Genomic DNA, 17,124 nt, shown 5'->3' with positions numbered 1-17,124 from the left:
CGGCTCCAGGCCAGGAGAATTGATGATTAGACGTGAGCTGAACAGAATGTATCGCGACGAACGGGGAGCCGTTGTCGTCATGATCGGCGCCCTGATCGCATTCCTGTTGGTCTTTGCCGTCTACGCCATCGACGCCAGCCAGATGCTCCTGGTGCGTACGCAATTGCAGAACGCCGCGGATGCCGCCGCCCTGGCCGGCGCTTTGGTGGGCGGGATGACGGGGGACACGACTCTCGCACAGAATGAGGCGATCCTCGCGGCCGGTGCGAATAACGCCCTCGTGGACTCGGGGAACGGCAACATCATGGATCCTGTCGTGATAACCGATGCGGACGTGGTCTTCCCGCAAGCGCGGAGGATCGAGGTCACCACGCATCGGACCGAAGCCACCGGCGATCCGTTCATGAACTACTTCCTCCGGATTTTCGACGATGGCAACGTTGCCGGCGAGATGACCGCACGCGCTGCCGCCGAGTTCTTCTGGGTGTGTAGCGGCAAATGCATCGAACCCTGGGCGCCACCGGATCGTTGGTATGACGCCAATGCGAATGATGCGTTTGATCCGGACAGCATTACCAATCCCGACGAGTACTATGACCCGCTCACGACCGGGTACACGGATGCCGACCTCGGCGAACAGATCACAATCGTACTGGCCAACGGGGGTCAGACCGATTTTGGTGAGTTCTGGTACTATTCTGTCTGCCTCCCCCCAGTCAATAAGGGCAACCCCGATTGCGGCGGCGACACTTACCGTGACTGGATGTGCGAGGGATGTCTCGACAGCTCATTTACAGTCGAGCCCGGCGATACATTGCTCGTCGAGCCCGGAAAGAAAACTGGTCCGAACGATGATGGTCTCGATTGCATCATCGCAACGGATCCCGATGCGACCTGGGATGACGCCACCGGGACGGTCGTCAATTCGGCATTCCCCATCAGTCCACGGATCGTCAAGGCGGCATTCTTCAACCCCGCAATTGGCCTGACAGACGCAGGAAACGGCCGGAAGCGGATGGAAGTCGCGAAGATATTCGTGCTGTTTGTTGAGGGATCATCGGGTGGTGATCAGATCACGGGCCGGTTCATGCGCCTCAACGAACCGGGAGGCGAGGTCTGCGTCGATCAATCCGACCCGACATTCCTATACACAACCAGACTGATCGAGTAATCATTTGTCGCCCTCGCAGGCGACACCATCCGGAGAGGGCGTTAGTCCAATACGCATGATGCAGAATATCCCGATTATCGTCATCGATTCAGACGGCGGATTCCGCAAGGCCGTGCGCCAATACCTGGGCAACGTCTCAGGCGTTCAATTGGTCGGAGAAGCCGAAAGCCTTAACGCCGCGCAGGAACTGATTCAAAAGACACGACCCAAACTCATCTTACTCGAGTTGGCGACCAAGCCCGACGAGGCGCTGACCTGGGCCGAAAAGTGGAAAGCGGAATTTCCGGGACTGAGAATCTTCGCGACTTCAGCATCGAAGAAGCCCGATGTGATCTTGTCGGCCATGCGCGCGGGTGTGAGTGAATACCTCTCCAAGCCGCTTGAGGCGGGCGAGCTGCGCATCGCACTCGACCGCATCATGCGCGAATTTGAAACCGAGACTTTGCAGGTGCAAGGCGCGGGGCAGATCATCGCTGTGTTCAGCAAGAAGGGTGGGCTCGGTGTCACGACACTGGCCGTCAACCTTGCCGTGGCGCTCGCCGAGGCCGGACGACAGACCGTCATCGCCGATCTGGCGTTTGATCTGGGCGATGTCGCCAGCCAACTCGATCTGGTGCCGGAGATTGTGATGACCGATGTCATCGACAAACACGGCGCCCTGGACTCGGGCCGACTCCAAAGCTCGCTGCTCCGCCATCCGTCGGGCTTGTACTTCCTGGGCGAGAAGGATGTTGGCAGCGGCGCGGACGTGATTTCCGCCAAGCAATTGCATCATATCCTGTCGCATCTGCGCGAATCGTTTCAGTATGTCGTCCTCGATGTCCCACACATATTCGATTCGCACACCTACGAAGCCCTGCAATTGGCCGATCGGATCCTGCTGGTGGCTACGGCAGAATTGTCGACGATTCGCGCGACGCGTTACGCGCTCCAGGTGTTTCGCTCACTGGGGTATGATCAGCACAAAGTTAAGGTCGTGCTCAATCGGCTGTCGCGGAAAGATCTCATCCGTGAAGATCAATTCTGCGAGACAGTCGGGTATCCGGTGTCGTACCGCATTCCCAGCGACTACCGGACAGTGATTGAAGCCGTCAACAGCGGCGAGCCGCTGACGATGGGTAAACTCAAGTCGGGTGTCGCCAGGAGCATCGGCCAGTTGGCACAGCAGTTTGTTTCATCGAACGGTACCAGTCCGGCCAGTTAGCAGCAGAGCCGACGAAGGAGTGGAGATTGGTCTTTCGTTCACGTTCCGGTTTCCGGCGGCCGCCAGCGCCGGTACAGCGGGGGGAAGTGACATCCGACACACCGCCTCCGCCTCCGCCGGGCAAACGCGATACCTTCAGCGAACTGAAGGCGCATCTGCACCAGTCGTTGATCAATCGACTGGATCTCTCCGTTCTGATCACGGTCGATCGCAACGTCCTCTATTCGCAGATCGGCCGCGTGACAGAGGCCTTGCTGGCCGAGGAGGGCACATTTCTTGCCCCCGACGTCAAGGAACGTCTCATATCGGAAATCCAGGATGAGATCCTGGGGCTGGGTCCGCTCGAAGAGTACATGAAGCGTTCCGAGGTATCGGATATCCTCGTCAACGGCTACGAGAAAGTATACATCGAGGAGGGCGGAAAACTCTATCTGACCGAGACCCGTTTCAAAGACAACGAACACTTGATGAAAATCATCGATCGCATCGTCAGCCGTGTGGGGCGCCGTCTCGACGAGGCGTCGCCCATGGTGGATGCGCGGTTGGAAGATGGCTCGCGCGTCAACGCAATCATTCCTCCGCTGGCGCTCGATGGTCCGATGCTGTCGATTCGTCGCTTCCGCACCAACGTGCTCGGAATCGAGGATCTGTTGGAGCGGAATTCGATCACCGCGTCGATATTCGAGTTTTTGACGGCGGCGGTGAAATCGAAACTGAATATCATCATCTCGGGCGGTACGGGCTCCGGAAAGACGACGCTTCTTAACATCCTGTCGGCCTACATCCCCAGCGATGAGCGCATCCTGACAATCGAAGACTCGGCCGAGTTGCAATTGCAGCAGCCGCACGTGGTGCGACTGGAGACCCGCCCGCCGAACATCGAGGGACGCGGAACCGTCACGCAGCGCGATCTGCTGCGGAATGCGCTGCGCATGCGGCCGGATCGCATCATCATCGGCGAGGTCCGCGGTGCGGAAATCTATGAGATGTTGCAGGCGATGAACACCGGGCATGACGGGTCGCTGACAACCATCCACGCCAACAGCACGCGCGACTGCCTGTTGCGGCTGGAAACTCTGATGCTGCTGTCGGGAATCGATATCCCGGGACGCGCCATTCGCGAGTTGGTCACCAGCAGCATCAATCTGGTGATCCAGGTGTCGCGGTACAGCGACGGCACTCGACGTGTGTCATCGATTTCGGAAATAACCGGCATGGAGCAGAATACGATCACGATGCAGGAGATCTTCCGGTTCGAGCGCGAGGGTGTCGATGAGACCGGCCGGATCCTCGGACGCTTTCGACCGAGCGGCATTCGTCCGAAGGCAATGAGCCAACTTGCGGGGGCCGGGATTTATCTCGCTCAGGAACTGTTCGATCCCGTTGAGAAGCCATCATGACAATGACGCATATCGCCATCGTCATTTTTGCGACAATCTTTCTTCTGCTGCTGGCTGTATTCCTGATTGCCTACGAACGATTGGCCCGGCGCAACCGCCGATTGCGCGAGCGCATGCGCGAGGTCGTCGAGCAAAAGGCCGAATCGTCGGAAAAGCAATACCTCATCCTGCGCGATCAATCTTACAGTCATATCCCCTTCCTCGACCGGCTCCTGTCGGGTATGGCGTCGGCGCGCAAGCTGCAAGACTACATCGATCAGGCCGGACTGCCGATCCGCGCGGGTGCGATGATCCTGGCATCGCTGTCGCTGGCAAGTGTCGCCGGTCTCGCCGTATCGCTGGTCACCGCGTCGCGACTCCTGGGAGTGGTGGCGGCATTGGTCGTGATTCCGGTCCCATTCATGTGGCTGTCCTGGCGTCGCAACAAGCGCATCGATCGATTTGAAGAACTTCTTCCTGAGGCGATCGATCTGATCGTCAATGGGCTGAAGTCCGGCTTTTCGCTCGAATCCGCTCTGAGTCTGGTGGCGCAGGAAATGCCCGAGCCGGTTGGCCCGGAGTTCGCCATCACGTACGAGGAGCAGGAATTGGGCGTCGATTTTGTCTCGGCCCTGGACAACATGACCCGGCGCATGCCCAGCGACGACTTGCGCATCATGACGACGGCCATCTCGATCCAGCGGCGGACCGGCGGCAATCTGGCTGAGATTCTCGGATTGCTGGCACGGATGATTCGCGAGCGATTCACGCTGCGTCGCGAAATCAGGATTCACACGGCCCAGGGACGGCTATCGGGGACGATTCTGATCATGTTGCCCATTGCGTTGGCGATCATGATACAAATCATGAACAAGGACTACCTGAAAATACTTCTCGAAGATCCCGTCGGAATCTATTTGATCGTGACCGGGGTTGTCCTGCAAGTGATCGGCGTGTTCGCCATACGGCAGATCGTGCGCCTGCGGTATTGATGAGATGCGACCGTGTCGATAACCGTCATTGCCATCATTATATTTGCGGCGCTGTTCAGTGCGTTGATCGCGGTCCTGCTGTATTTTTCGCGATCACGTGATCGGATCGAGAGGCGTCTGCGCGATGTCCAGGATGGCATAGTCGCCGGCGAAGGTTCCGCTGCCGGATCGCCGTCTCTCCTGATCGCGATTGACCCGGCGTCGTACACGTCGCTGCGCGCAGACTTGACCCGGGCCGGTTTCCGTGGTTTGCATGCGAAAGCATGGTATTGGTTCTGGAGGGTCCTGGGCGCTCTCATACTGGGGGGGATTGCGTTCTGGTTCCAACGTGAGTTCATAAGCCAAGGGGCGATGAGAATCCTGGTTCCGGCCGGTGCGGCATTGGGCGGCTTCTCCCTGCCATACTGGGTTGTCCGTGGCCGTGTGCAAAGACGCCGGGCGAACATCCAGCGCTCGATCCCCAATGTTCTCGATCTGATTATCGTGTGCGTCGAGGCGGGCCTCAGTCTCAATGCGGCGATTCAACGCATCTCCAAGGAAATGCGCCAGACGTACCCGGAGTTATCGGCGGAACTCAGTATTCTGAATCAGGAATTCTTTCTGGGATTGAGCCGTGCCGACGCGTTTCGAAACCTGGCGCTCCGAACCGGTGTCGATGAATTGCGGTCTTTGGCCACCGTGCTCCTGCAGTCCGACAAGCTGGGGACAAGCATCGCCGAAGTCCTCCGCGTGCAGGCGGAGATTCTGCGCACCAAGCGTCGCCAGCGCGCCATGGAGGACGCTCAGAAGATGCCGATTAAGTTGCTGTTTCCTCTGATCCTCTTCATATTCCCTGCGCTGTTGGTAGTGATTCTCGGCCCGGCGGCGATTTCACTGTATCGGTCACTGACGGACGTCGCGCGGTAGCAAGGAGCCTTCAGAAGGGAGAAGCACATGAACACACTGAACATCGTACTCATCGTGCTGGCGGCGGTACTGGGTATCGGATGGTACACCCGGCGTCGGAATCGAATCAATCGCGATCGCGATATGAAGCGATAGCGCCGTCGTGACCTGCGATGTCCGACGGGCCACGGTCCCGTCTGTTCCAGCCGCTCAACCACGTTGCAATGGGTGCGGCGTGGCATTGACCGCGTTTATTGTAACGGAATCGGGGCGCCGGTTCAGCTTCGCCCGTTCGAGTTCAAAGACCTGAGCGTAGCGCCGGCTCCAGTTCCCATCTTGTGCACCACTCCCGCTGTCCATTAATAGAACTCCACGCGCACAGGAGATTTTCCTGGAAATCCGCCACGGCTTCGGACCGTGATCAACGGCGTCGATTGACGCCGTCCCCATAGTTTCCATGGCAGCAATTGCAGTGGTTGGGCTATGGAGAGTCTGAGACTTTTCCTCGGGGCTGACTTGGTTGGGCTCTTTCGCGCACCTAAGCAGTTGTATGACGATTGTGCCCATGCCGCCTTCGCCGAGCTTGGCGGTGATACGATAATGAGAAAGCATCTGTCCAATCATAGAAGTGCGACAGAATTCGTCCGGATACGTAACTCAGAATCCACCTTTCGTCCCGGTATTGGGCATGCGACATCCCCTGAGCGATTTGGAGTCACGGATACTGGGGTTTCACGTCGCGTTACAGAGGAGAGTAAGTTCCTCTCCGACTCATGGAGCATGCCTCACAACGACTTGGGAAGGAATCAGTCACGATTCGGAGAGGGGGGGATTCGAACCCCCGGACCCCGTAAAGGGTCAACGGTTTTCGAGACCGCCCCGTTCGACCGCTCCGGCACCTCTCCGGCGGCGAATATAGACGACTTCGACCGCCAAAGTCAGGTGATTTGCGGTTTGAGGAAAACGAGAGTCGCTGTTGAGAAACTGAGCGCGACTATGTAGTCACAGCGGGCGTCGAGGCCGCCTTGACGACTCCAACCAGAAACTCCGCATCGGGACGCAGCAAGCGATACGACACGAGTGTGATCAAAGCGAATCCGACCACGTCGGTAATCTGGCCCCCCAAAAACAGCAGCACGACGCCGTAGACGATCGGTGTCGCCCCGATGCAGAACACGATGAGGAATGTCCGCACAAAGAGCGCCTCAAGCGCGGCACGTTGACCGATCAGTGATCGTACTTTTTCGGGCGCCAAAAGGAGACGTCGCAGGAAGAACGCCACGATCGGCTCGGAGAGAGCCACCGCCAGCAACACGAAAAGAATGAACATGTACGAATCACCGCGTGCCGCCGGTTCGACTCCCATGCCCTGTTGCCGCAGAATGTACGCGGCGACCACGATCAGCACCGGCACGATCAGATGAATCAGCAATCCGAGCTTGGTGATGCGCAGCGCGAGGTCATCGTACGACGCATCGCGAGAAGGATTGGATGAGTATCGTGAGTGCATGGTACTTCGTACCCGTCCGCAGACGCGGCACGCCGTGCCCTTACGACTGACTCTGGCGTGCACGACGTCCGGCGAAAAACTCTTTCATGATCGCCGCACACTCATCGGCCAGCACACCGCGCAGGATCTCGACGCGGTGATTGAGCCGCGGATCGGTCGGGATGCGGAATATCGAATCGCACCCGCCGAACTTCGGGTCGGCGGCGCCGTAAACGATGCGTTCGATGCGCGCCATCACCGAAGCACCGGCGCACATCACGCACGGCTCGATGGTGGCGTACAAGGTCGCGCCCAGGAGCCGCCACGACTCGAAGTGCTCCGATGCAGCGCCGATGGCCAGAATCTCCGCATGGGCCGTCGGATCGCCGAGCCGTTCGGTTTGATTATGCCCGCGCCCGACGACCATACCGTCGGCCACGACGACGGCGCCGACCGGCACTTCTCCCTCATCGAATGCCTGCTGCGCCTCGTGCAGCGCCTGCCACATGAACTGGGCATCGCGTTCGAAATCGAATGGCGGTTTGACGGCTTCGATAACCACGGATACATCCCGGCTTCGACGGCAGGTTAGTCATCGAAGCGTAGTACGGCAACGGCGAATACGGCTGGCGCGGTTGAGAATCAGTCTTATCGCCCGTTTGGACACACTCATATGTGCCTGCCACGTGCCCCCGCGTGGCGAGAATTAGAAAGCAAGGCCGAATGACGCCCTGCGGCCATCGAACTGGGCGGACAGAGGCAACCCGGCTTCTGTGTGATGACGCGTCACGATACGTCCGATCACGAACCCGATCGTGGCTCCGGCAATGACATCGGAGAGATAATGCCGGCTGTCCTCCATGCGCGCCACGGCGGTCAGCGACGCGAGCGTATAGGCCGGAACCCCTACCATGGGACCATGCCGCCGGGCAAGGATTGTGGAGACGGTCCAAGCGCCGGATGTATGCCCGGAAGGGAACGATCGGCGATCCGATCCATCGGGCCGCTCGCGCTGTGTCGCCAGTTTCAAAGAGGTGACACAGATGCCGTCAAGCAGCATACCGGTGAGAACCGCCTGGCCCGTGTGCCGCATGGCCGTATCGCCAAGGACCGTTCCCAATCCCCAAAATCCAGCGCCCATCGCGCTGAGGTAGCCGCCATTGCCATAGGCATCGCCGACATCAACCAGATCAGTCTCCCAGAATCCGCGGGCAAACCTGCTGTTTGAAGTCAGATCGTACCGAAGCGACCACACGGTCAACATCGCACCGATCGCCAGGGGTTTGAAGTAGCTCGTGATCGGCGCAGCGACGCTTCGCTCATACCGAAACGGTACACGTTCGTGGGAGGGCGAATACTGCGCCCATGCGTTGCCCGACGCGCAGCCGAGTACAGCCATCGCGAGCGCCGCCTTCAACGTCCTCGGAACGCTCGTGGGCGGCACATTCACCATCAGACCACCTCCCTGCTCCGGATCCCGAATCACCGCCAGATGCCTACTCGGATGTGACCGAGGTCAACTCAATATGGGCGTCACCCCCGGAGGACGACTCGATGAGAATCAGGCCGACGCCTACAGCATAATACTTGTCTTCGGAGATACCCGGCTCCAAACGTGACCACTCCAGTGTTTGCAGGCATCCCGCGAACATTCCATAGTCGATTGTGACTGCAGCATCGAGCGCGACCACTTCGGCCTCATCCTCGGCTTCACCGACGTAGTATTCCTGGCGGTACTTTTGCCCGACCTGTGGATCGCCCTGCATGACGATGCCCGGCTTGGCGCCATCGACTCCGGCTGTCCATGATCCCTCGGTGCTGACGACCTGTCCGTTCTCGATTTCCCTTGAGTCTTCGCCGAAGTACCAGACATTCCCGTCGACATCCTGTGCAAACCAGTCTTCGGTCGCCTCGACGAGTTCACCGTCAACCCAGACGCTGTCGTAGACGACAATACACGTCACGCCGAGGATCTCGACCGTCTCATGGCCAACGACGACCTTGTTGAGTTCGGTCTCGCCGTCGCTCTCGCCTTCAAAGATGAAGGTGGTTCCCGGTGCCAGCGGGAGGAATGTGTTGTCGACTGTCTCGACGAAATTCGCCGGGTCGATCTCCGGGTCATAGTCGATCTTCGGCGACGAGCTCCTGGAGCATCCAAGCGTTGCGGCGAGAATGACGGCGCTCCCGCCGGTGATCAATGCGGTGTTCATCGTTGGGTTCTCCTTCGCGATTCGATGATCGCGTGATGCCGTTACAGAGCTTTACGCAGTGTTTTCGCTGTCTGATGAATAGAGTTCCGTACGATATCGGGCCAGGTGAAAATGGCCCCGCAGATGCCGCTATTTCTCGCCGTAATAAACGCGGGGCGATGAGGAGTTCCGTCGAAAGAATGCACGGAGGTGCCTATGACCGGTCTGAGTCTACGACCGGGTCAGGCCGATACTTCAGGCGAGGGTTTATACCCCATGACCGTCATGGAGGAGAGCCAGAACTCGTCGGTACGTTTGTAGTCGTACGCAACTTCGGATTTGACCTCGATACGCTCAAACCCCGCACGCGCGATCAACGCCAGATATTCATCGCGGTCCATGGCGCCGGCCACGCATCCGGCCCACTGTTCCATATCGTTACGAAGCTCCTCGCGTATGACGCCGTGCGCGACGATATCCGACACGATGAACCGCCCCCCCGGTTTCAGTGCGCGGTATATCTCGCCATAGACTTCCCTCTTATCGGGGACCAGGTTTATCACGCAATTGGAGATAACGACGTCGGCAGCAGAGCTCTCGACCGGGAGGTGTGAGATGTTCCCTTGGCGGAAAACAACATTCGAGTAGCCCCCCTTAATCGCGTTCGCCTCGGCAACCGACAGCAATTCCTCAGTCATGTCGACGCCAATGACCATGCCTCGGTCACCGACCTGATGCGCCGCCAGAAAGCAGTCGATTCCGGCCCCGGAACCAAGATCGATGACGACCTCTCCGACTGCCAACTGAGCCCAAGCGACCGGGTTGCCACATCCCAGCCCGAGGTCGGCGCCTCGCGGGACCTCGGCCAGTTCGGAGACGGCGTATCCCGGCGAGAGATTGGTGATCGGCCCGCCACATGCCCCAGAATCGCAACACCCGGACCGGACGCCCTCTGCGATGCCGGCGTACTTGGACTTTACGGCCTTTCGGATTGTTTCAGCGTCGGTCATCAACTCCCCCTGAACTTTAGGCTATCTAACTGACGGTGGCTCCCCAAGTGATTTAAACAGTCAAACGGCCCGTCTGTTCGCAACCGCTGTTTGCCGCCCGGCCCGGCATTGCTGATGGCAGCGTCCGCCAAGCCCGATCAGGGCGCAATGACCAGCTAAATGCGCGAGCCAATCTGTCCGATTATAGAGTACAGGGCGCGGGACGGGTCGTATCCGCCCCCGTTCCGGGGGACTATGGGCAACTCAAGACGGGGCAAGGACAAAGGGGCGCTCCGGGACTATTTCGAAGCAGTCCTGGTGGCGCTCATCATCGCGGTCGTGCTGCGCGCATTTGTCGTGCAGGCCTACCGTATACCCACCGACTCGATGCAGGGGACGCTCATCCCCGGCGATTACGTGCTGGTCAGCAAGCTGGCCTACCACTTCGGCGATCCGGAGCCGGGGGATGTGATCGTCTTTAAGTATCCGTTGAATCCGTCGAAGGACTTCGTCAAACGGTGTGTCGCAGTCGAGGGCCAGAAAGTTGAAATCCGCAACAAGGTCGTCTACGTCGACGATGAGCCCGAGAATGTTCCCAAACAGGTCACCTTCGAGGACCCAAAATCCATCCCCGGATATCTATCCAATCGGGACAATTTCGGGCCGACCGTAGTTCCACCAGGGCACTTGTTCGTGATGGGTGACAACCGCGACAACTCGCGCGATTCACGCGACTGGGGATTCCTCGACAAGAAGTGGTTGCACGGCAAGGCGATGTTCATCTATTGGTCGTGGGCGCCCGACCCCGCAGCACCGAAGTGGGAAAGCCCGTACATTCTGCCGCTGTTGACCATACCGGGCTATAACATCATCAACTTCACCAAGCGGCTGCGCTCCGACCGCATCGGCACCGGACTATAGTTGTTCGCTCATCAAGTGTAAGAGTAATGTCATTCCGAATCCCGACCCCGCACGCAGTGCGGGGGAGTGGTGAGGAATCTCCTATCTCGTAATGCCATTCCTTAACGAGACTGCCGGCACATCCCGTCCCTCCCCCTGATCCAACACCCAGAATCGTACGTCGCGATGTGCCGACAACGCTCGACGCAGATCGTCGGCGGGCTGTGTCTCGCCATCGGCACCGAGACGAAATGTCCCGAAATGAACCGCGATGCTCGTCTGTGCACCCAAGTCACGATGCGCATCGACGGCTTCGGATGGAGAGATGTGGACCGGTCGCATAAACCAACTCGGCAGGTAAGCGCCGATCGGCAAGAGCGCAAGCCGGATGGGCCCGTATTTCTCGCCGATCTGCCGAAAGTGCGCTCCGTATCCCGTGTCGCCCGCGAAATAGACATTCCCAGCCGGACTTGAAATCACATATCCGAGCCACAACGTCTTGTTGCGATCGAAAAACCCGCGCCCCGAAAAGTGCTTCGCCGTGACACCACGAAGGGCTACGACATCGGACAGCGACAACGAGTCTTCCCAGTCGATCTCCTGAATATTGGCGATTACGTTGTGAGCCAGCATCGCCTTGACTCCCAGTCCCACGATGACGCGCGCATGCGGATGTGCGGCCGAAAGCCGCCTGAGCGTCGGGATGTCGCAGTGGTCGTAGTGATTGTGGCTGATCAGAATCGCATCCAAGGGCGGCAGATTCTCCAAGGTCACACCGGGGGCGCGATGGCGCCGGGGTCCGGCCCAGAACACCGGGCTGCACCGCTCCGACCAGATCGGATCGGTCAGGATGTTCAGCCCGTCCATTTGGATGAGCGTCGTGGCGTGATTGATGAATGTCACGCGCAGATCGCCGTTGCCGACACGTGCGGGCGGCGGTGGGTGGTCAGTGTTGTCGATCCAGTCGGGCCAGGGTGCGCGCTTTTCCTGAAAAGTGAATTTCAGAATGGCGCGTAATCCCGGCTCAGTCGTCACCGTGTCGCGATTGACGAACCGTTCGCCATCGAAGTGATCCGACTCCTCCCCTGTGTATCCCGGTGCGGAGAACATGTATCCGAGCGTCGCGCCGATCAGAATCACCAGGACAACGAGGGCGGCGATGGCCAGGAGCATTAGTTTGATGATTCTGCGGAACAACTTCATTGTAATCTCTTGTCACGTACTGAGAGACCCGGACCAAGGAAACTGTTGGAAAAACCGACTTCAATGTCACCCCGAGCGAAGCGAGGGGTCTCGATGCGCGTGGCTGCCGACAACTCGTTGGAGATTCCTCGCTTCGCTCGGAATGACGATCGGTTGATAATGTTCACGAAAAACGTGCCAATGTCACGTGAGGGCTTTTCAACATGCCCCAAGGTCCGGGCCACACAACACGTGCGATTGATGGTCACGCACGGTGGGACCAATCACAACTTCCACACCCGCCCGGTCCCGGGGGGGACATCGCGGGTGGCATTGCGGGAGTCGAAGACCATCTGTGCGGTGGCGCAGATGTGTGTGTAGTCGAAATCGGTGTGGTCGGTGAGGATGACGACACAGTCGGCGGCCTTCAGCGCGGCATCGGTCAGCGCGACTGCGCGCATTTCGGTGCCGTCTTCGAGCGTGACATCGGGGATATACGGATCGACATACGAGACAGCGGCGCCGCGCTGCCGCAGGAGGTGAATGACATCCAGCGACGGCGACTCGCGCACGTCGGAGATGTCGCGCTTGTAGGCAACGCCCAGCACGAGCATGGTCGCGCCGCGCAGCGATTTGGCGTCTTCGTTGAGCACGCGCGCGACGCGTTCGACGATATATTCGGGCATGTGCGCATTGATGTCCCCCGCCAACTCGATGAATCGCGCATAGTAGTTCAGCGAACGCAGCTTCCACGACCAGTAGTGCGGGTCGATCGGAATGCAGTGCCCGCCCAAGCCGGGGCCGGGATAAAACTTCATAAAGCCGAACGGCTTTGAGTCGGCGGCTTCAATGATTTCCCAGACATCCAGTCCGAGCCGATCGCACATCAGCGCGACCTCGTTGACCAGGCCGATGTTGACCGAACGGAATGTGTTTTCCAACAGCTTGACGGTCTCAGCGGCCTGTGTCGAGGAAACCGAGACTACGGTCTCGAGGAAGATTTCATAAAACGCGCGGGCGACCCGTGTGCAGGCAGGCGTGGTCCCGCCGACGATGCGCGGCGTGTTGTGGATGCCGAAGCGCACATTCCCCGGATCGACCCGTTCCGGCGAAAACGCCAGGTAGAAATCCTTGCCCACCGTCAGTCCCGATGCTTCAAGCTTGGGTCGGATCAGTTCCTCGGTCGTGCCGGGGTAAGTCGTCGATTCGAGCACGACCAGCATGTCCATGTGTAAGTGCGGCACCAGCGCATCGACCGCGTTGACGATGTAGGTGACATCCGGGTCCTTGGTCTTCGACAACGGGGTCGGCACACAGATCACAACGCAGTCGGCATCCTTGAGGATCGACGCGTCCAGCGTCGCCGAAAGCTTTTTGGACTGGACCAACGGCGCCAACACCGAATCGTTGATGTCGTCGATATCTGATTTCCCCGACGACACATGTGCGACCTTTTCGGCGGAAACCTCCAGTCCGGTGACCGTCAGCCCCGATTTGGCAACCTCGACTGCCAGGGGCAGGCCGACATACCCCAGGCCCACAATCGTCACCCGCGCGGTGCGCTCCGCGAGCTTGAGTTCCAGCCCGGTGCGGGCGGCCGGCTGAGACTGGGTGATGGCCATACGGTCAATATAGCACAATCATGTGGTCGAATCCGCGGCGTTCGGACTATCGAAATTTGAGAAACTCATCCAAAACCGACTGGGTCACATCGAGCGCGTTGTTTGAGTACAACGGATTGACTTGCTCCAAATCGAGAATCAGATCCAGTCCCTGAGTCTTGGCGACCGTCTTGGCGGCCTCGGCCAGATCGTCGTACAACGGCGCCAACAGCTCGGAGGACTTGCTTTCAATGATACCGTCGGTACCGAAGGTCTCATCCATGAATGCCTGGTAGTCCTGTGACTGGGCGGTCATCTCCCGGCGCAGACGCTCCACTGTGGATGCCTGGTTACGGTCGGTGGCTTCCTGCATGCTTTGCGCCAGTCCGTCCATCCCGTTGCGCTTCTGGTCGCGCTGCGCCTCAAAATCGGCCACCATGTCATCGATTTCCGCAAGCGCCTGCTTAAAACGGGGCGCACCGTCACGAATTTTCTGTACGTCGACGGTGGCGATCTTCACCTGTGCCGTGCTCAAGGAAGGCAGGGCCACCGCAATCAGCGCCGCAGCGGCCAGGAGTGTGAGGAATCGCGTCGTTGATATCATCTGGTCTCCTCCGTGGGTCTGGTGGGTCCGTCTAATCGATATTGACCTTGGTACCCGTTGAGACACCAAAAGATCGCTCGGCCGTCCGATACAATCCATATGCAATGCACGGCTCCAAACCAGCCGTAGGACCACGGAAACTATCGGAACGAGGGGCCCGTTTTTCGTATATAACCCCCTGACAGACTGCCATTGCCCATGCCCGGAACATCGAACCCCATCATCTGCAGAGCCGCCTTGTTGTTGACGGCGGCCATCTGCGTGGTGTCCGCTGAGGTATCGCCCGCACAGGAGGAACGGCCGGTCATTGTCGACACGATCCGTATTACCCCCGGCGAAAACGGGATCAATATCCGGCGCCTCCTGGAACGGGAAAGCAGACGCGGTGAAAGCTCTTCTCCGGGGCATGTCCAGGGGGAGATGCTCATCCAGAGCGGGCAGTTCGAGCAGGCGGTCGACGTGTTGGAACCGTTATGGCTGGCCGACCCTACCGATGAGGCGGTCGCCGGATCGCTCAAGCGTGCCTATCGCGGCCTGAAGAACTATGCCGGACTTCAGTCCGTCCTGCGGCGCCAACTCGATGACAGTCCCGGTGATGTGATCCTGCTTTCGGAGATGGCCGATGCCTTCTTCGCGGGCGGAACGGAAGATTCAGCGCGTCATGTCATCGATCGGATGATCGCGGCCGATCGCGAGGATCCGGAGCGACGCGCGGCAGCCGCGCGCTGTTACGCGCGCAGCGGTGACTACATCCAGGCGATGGCGGTCTACCGTCAGAGCCGGATCGATCTGGGCGACTCGCTCATCTTCGCCGAGGATCTCTCGCGCCTTCTGGAAGCGCGCCGTGAGTATGCGGCGGCCGTCGACGAATACTTCCGCTGGCTCGAGGCACAGCCGGGCGCCAGCCGCATTGTTCAAAAACAACTGACGAATTTGATCAAAATGCCGGAGGCCGCCGGTGAGATCACCGCATCGTTGGAGCGCATCGTGCGCGGTGCGCCCGACAATGAGTACGCGCGCCGTCTGTACGGCGATTTGCTGTTTGAGTCGGGACGCGTCGATTCGGCGTTCGCCGAATACCGACGGGCCGATCTCCTCTCGGCTGAACCGGGCATGCACCGCATCTTCGGCATCGAACGGGCACTGGAAGTCAAAAACTACGTCGCCGCGCGCCGCGAAGCGACGCTGTTTCTCGCCGACTATCCCGAACACCGCGAGCGCACGCGCGTGAGCATGACGCTGGCAAACTCGGAGTTGAAAATCGGACGTCCGAACATCGCCATCGACCTGTTGCGAACACTGGCGGGGCAGATTCAGCTTCCGCGCGAGCGCGGACGCGTTTACTACGAGATCGGTGAAATCTTCCGGTTGCACATGGGCGCGCTCGACTCCTCTGAGACCTACTACTTCCGCATGCTGGAGGCGACGCCTGGCCGCGCCGGCGATCAGTGCCTGGCATGGATGAGACTGGGCGATTTGGCGGTGATGCGCGGTGAACTCACCGACGCTGACAGCGCCTATTCACAGGCGGCGCAGTCACCGCCGACGAACATCGCCGAGGAGATCGCCTATAAGAGAGCCGAGTTGCTCTTCCTCTCCGGAAATATCGACGAGAGCACGACGAAACTGACGGAGTTGGTCAAATCGTTCCCGCGCGGGCTGTATGTCAACGATGCGCTGGGGCTCTCGATGATCCTGCGCGAGGGCAACGACGCAATGGGCTGGTCGCTGAAGCAATACGCCGCGGCGCGGCTGGAGGTCCGTCGTATGCGGCCGGACTCCGCGATCGCGCTCTTTGAAACGTTGGCTGCCGATTCCGCGAATCAGTTGGCAGACGATGCCTTGTTGGAGCAGGCGTCTGTGTTCGGCGCCACGTCGCGGTTCCTGGAGGCGGTCGGTGCGTGTGAACGGCTGATTGAATTGTTCCCGGACAGTCCGTTGCGGCCACGCGCGTGGGTTCGGATCGGCAACCTGTACGCCGACTCGCTGGGAAACGCCAGCGAGGCACGGGCGGCCTATCAACTGATCCTGTCGGAATACAAAGACTCACCCGTCGTCGAGGAGGCGCGACGCCGCCTCCAGACAATGGGCGTTCCCTAAAGAATGCTTCTGAACCGCGTGATTCCCGGACGGGCTGACGACGAGCGACTACTCGCCGACGCCGACCGACGCGACGGTCTGACGACGCGAACCATGCGGACGCCCCTCACGCAACGCCGCCAATTCCTCTTCCTGTGCGGCAATCTGCGCTGCCTGACGTTCCATCGTCCGGAGCCGTGTCTTGATGGTGGTCCGCACCAGAAGTCCGAGCGAGACCAGCATGAAGAGCACGGAATTGACCTGACGAAAGATCTCGCCATAGTTAAACAGGCTGTCCATGAAGGCCAGCACACCGAGTGAAAACAGGATACCGCACCAAGCCAGCATTGCACCCTCCCCCGGGATTTGAGTCGGTTCGGACTTCCCGCAGGCGGCGAAATGCTTTGCCGCCTCCGGTCGGCCGAATTACCTTCCCTACCTTTGACTTATCGGCGTCCTC

General features: G+C 59.5%; 17 protein-coding genes and 1 tRNA gene. 7 read left to right on the top strand and 11 right to left on the bottom strand.

Features of this window, described 5'->3' with window-relative positions; genetic code table 11:
- Positions 1–22: 22 nt before the first annotated feature.
- From VGB22_01670 to VGB22_01650, 5 genes are all read left to right on the top strand, one after another.
- Complete coding sequence (locus tag VGB22_01670) at positions 23–1,171, top strand: pilus assembly protein TadG-related protein (GenBank protein HEX9749986.1); 1,149 nt, start codon at positions 23–25, stop codon at positions 1,169–1,171.
- Positions 1,172–1,226: 55 nt separating this feature from the next.
- A complete protein-coding gene (locus tag VGB22_01665) occupies positions 1,227–2,375 on the top strand; it encodes an AAA family ATPase (GenBank protein HEX9749985.1) in 1,149 nt (382 codons plus the stop codon).
- Between the two features lie 86 nt (positions 2,376–2,461).
- Positions 2,462–3,775: a CpaF family protein gene (locus VGB22_01660; GenBank protein ID HEX9749984.1), complete on the top strand. Its 1,314-nt coding sequence runs from the start codon at positions 2,462–2,464 to the stop codon at positions 3,773–3,775.
- Entirely contained in the window at positions 3,772–4,746 is a 975-nt protein-coding gene (locus tag VGB22_01655; GenBank protein HEX9749983.1) for a type II secretion system F family protein, read from the top strand. The genes VGB22_01660 and VGB22_01655 overlap by 4 nt, the downstream gene beginning before the upstream one ends.
- Before the next feature lie 12 nt (positions 4,747–4,758).
- Positions 4,759–5,652 (top strand): type II secretion system F family protein, encoded by an 894-nt coding sequence (locus VGB22_01650; GenBank protein ID HEX9749982.1) that lies wholly within the window; start codon positions 4,759–4,761, stop codon positions 5,650–5,652.
- A 189-nt stretch (positions 5,653–5,841) separates the two neighbouring features.
- On the opposite strand, the gene VGB22_01645 is transcribed toward VGB22_01650, so the two are convergent.
- The 7 genes from VGB22_01645 to arsM form a co-directional block, all read right to left on the bottom strand.
- On the bottom strand, positions 5,842–6,243 hold the full coding sequence (locus tag VGB22_01645; GenBank protein HEX9749981.1) for a hypothetical protein: 402 nt from the start codon (positions 6,241–6,243) through the stop codon (positions 5,842–5,844).
- Between the two features lie 206 nt (positions 6,244–6,449).
- Positions 6,450–6,536, bottom strand: a tRNA-Ser gene (locus VGB22_01640).
- 89 nt (positions 6,537–6,625) lie between these two features.
- Complete coding sequence (locus VGB22_01635) at positions 6,626–7,141, bottom strand: hypothetical protein (GenBank protein ID HEX9749980.1); 516 nt, start codon at positions 7,139–7,141, stop codon at positions 6,626–6,628.
- Between the two features lie 40 nt (positions 7,142–7,181).
- Positions 7,182–7,682, bottom strand: coding sequence for a tRNA adenosine(34) deaminase TadA (tadA, locus tag VGB22_01630; protein ID HEX9749979.1), 501 nt, complete (start codon positions 7,680–7,682; stop codon positions 7,182–7,184).
- Positions 7,683–7,826: 144 nt separating this feature from the next.
- Positions 7,827–8,573: a phosphatase PAP2 family protein gene (locus tag VGB22_01625; GenBank protein HEX9749978.1), complete on the bottom strand. Its 747-nt coding sequence runs from the start codon at positions 8,571–8,573 to the stop codon at positions 7,827–7,829.
- 43 nt (positions 8,574–8,616) lie between these two features.
- Positions 8,617–9,330 carry a hypothetical protein gene (locus VGB22_01620; protein HEX9749977.1) on the bottom strand — a complete coding sequence of 238 codons (714 nt, stop codon included), beginning with the start codon at positions 9,328–9,330 and terminating at the stop codon, positions 8,617–8,619.
- A gap of 221 nt (positions 9,331–9,551) precedes the next feature.
- Positions 9,552–10,319 (bottom strand): arsenite methyltransferase, encoded by a 768-nt coding sequence (gene arsM, locus VGB22_01615; protein ID HEX9749976.1) that lies wholly within the window; start codon positions 10,317–10,319, stop codon positions 9,552–9,554.
- A 234-nt stretch (positions 10,320–10,553) separates the two neighbouring features.
- Between arsM and lepB the strand changes: the two genes are divergently transcribed.
- Positions 10,554–11,219 (top strand): signal peptidase I, encoded by a 666-nt coding sequence (gene lepB / locus VGB22_01610; GenBank protein HEX9749975.1) that lies wholly within the window; start codon positions 10,554–10,556, stop codon positions 11,217–11,219.
- A gap of 81 nt (positions 11,220–11,300) precedes the next feature.
- Here the strand turns inward: lepB and VGB22_01605 are convergent, their stop codons facing one another.
- The 3 genes from VGB22_01605 to VGB22_01595 all read right to left on the bottom strand — a co-directional run bounded on the left by VGB22_01605 (position 11,301) and on the right by VGB22_01595 (position 14,585).
- Positions 11,301–12,401 carry an MBL fold metallo-hydrolase gene (locus VGB22_01605; GenBank protein ID HEX9749974.1) on the bottom strand — a complete coding sequence of 367 codons (1,101 nt, stop codon included), beginning with the start codon at positions 12,399–12,401 and terminating at the stop codon, positions 11,301–11,303.
- Between the two features lie 263 nt (positions 12,402–12,664).
- Positions 12,665–14,002, bottom strand: a complete 1,338-nt coding sequence (locus VGB22_01600) for a nucleotide sugar dehydrogenase (GenBank protein ID HEX9749973.1) — start codon at positions 14,000–14,002, stop codon at positions 12,665–12,667.
- Positions 14,003–14,048: 46 nt separating this feature from the next.
- A complete protein-coding gene (locus VGB22_01595) occupies positions 14,049–14,585 on the bottom strand; it encodes an OmpH family outer membrane protein (GenBank protein HEX9749972.1) in 537 nt (178 codons plus the stop codon).
- A gap of 198 nt (positions 14,586–14,783) precedes the next feature.
- Here VGB22_01595 and VGB22_01590 point away from each other — a divergent pair, with 198 nt between their 5' ends.
- Positions 14,784–16,685: a tetratricopeptide repeat protein gene (locus tag VGB22_01590; GenBank protein ID HEX9749971.1), complete on the top strand. Its 1,902-nt coding sequence runs from the start codon at positions 14,784–14,786 to the stop codon at positions 16,683–16,685.
- Between the two features lie 48 nt (positions 16,686–16,733).
- Here VGB22_01590 and VGB22_01585 read toward each other — a convergent pair whose 3' ends face one another.
- A complete protein-coding gene (locus VGB22_01585; GenBank protein ID HEX9749970.1) occupies positions 16,734–17,012 on the bottom strand; it encodes a hypothetical protein in 279 nt (92 codons plus the stop codon).
- Between the last annotated feature and the right edge of the window lie 112 nt (positions 17,013–17,124).

Source organism: Candidatus Zixiibacteriota bacterium (assembly GCA_036397555.1).
Taxonomy (GTDB): Bacteria; Zixibacteria; MSB-5A5; order WJJR01; family WJJR01; genus DATKYL01.
The sequence above is the reverse complement of the archived record's forward strand: the minus strand, read 5'-3'. Positions and strand labels throughout refer to the sequence as shown.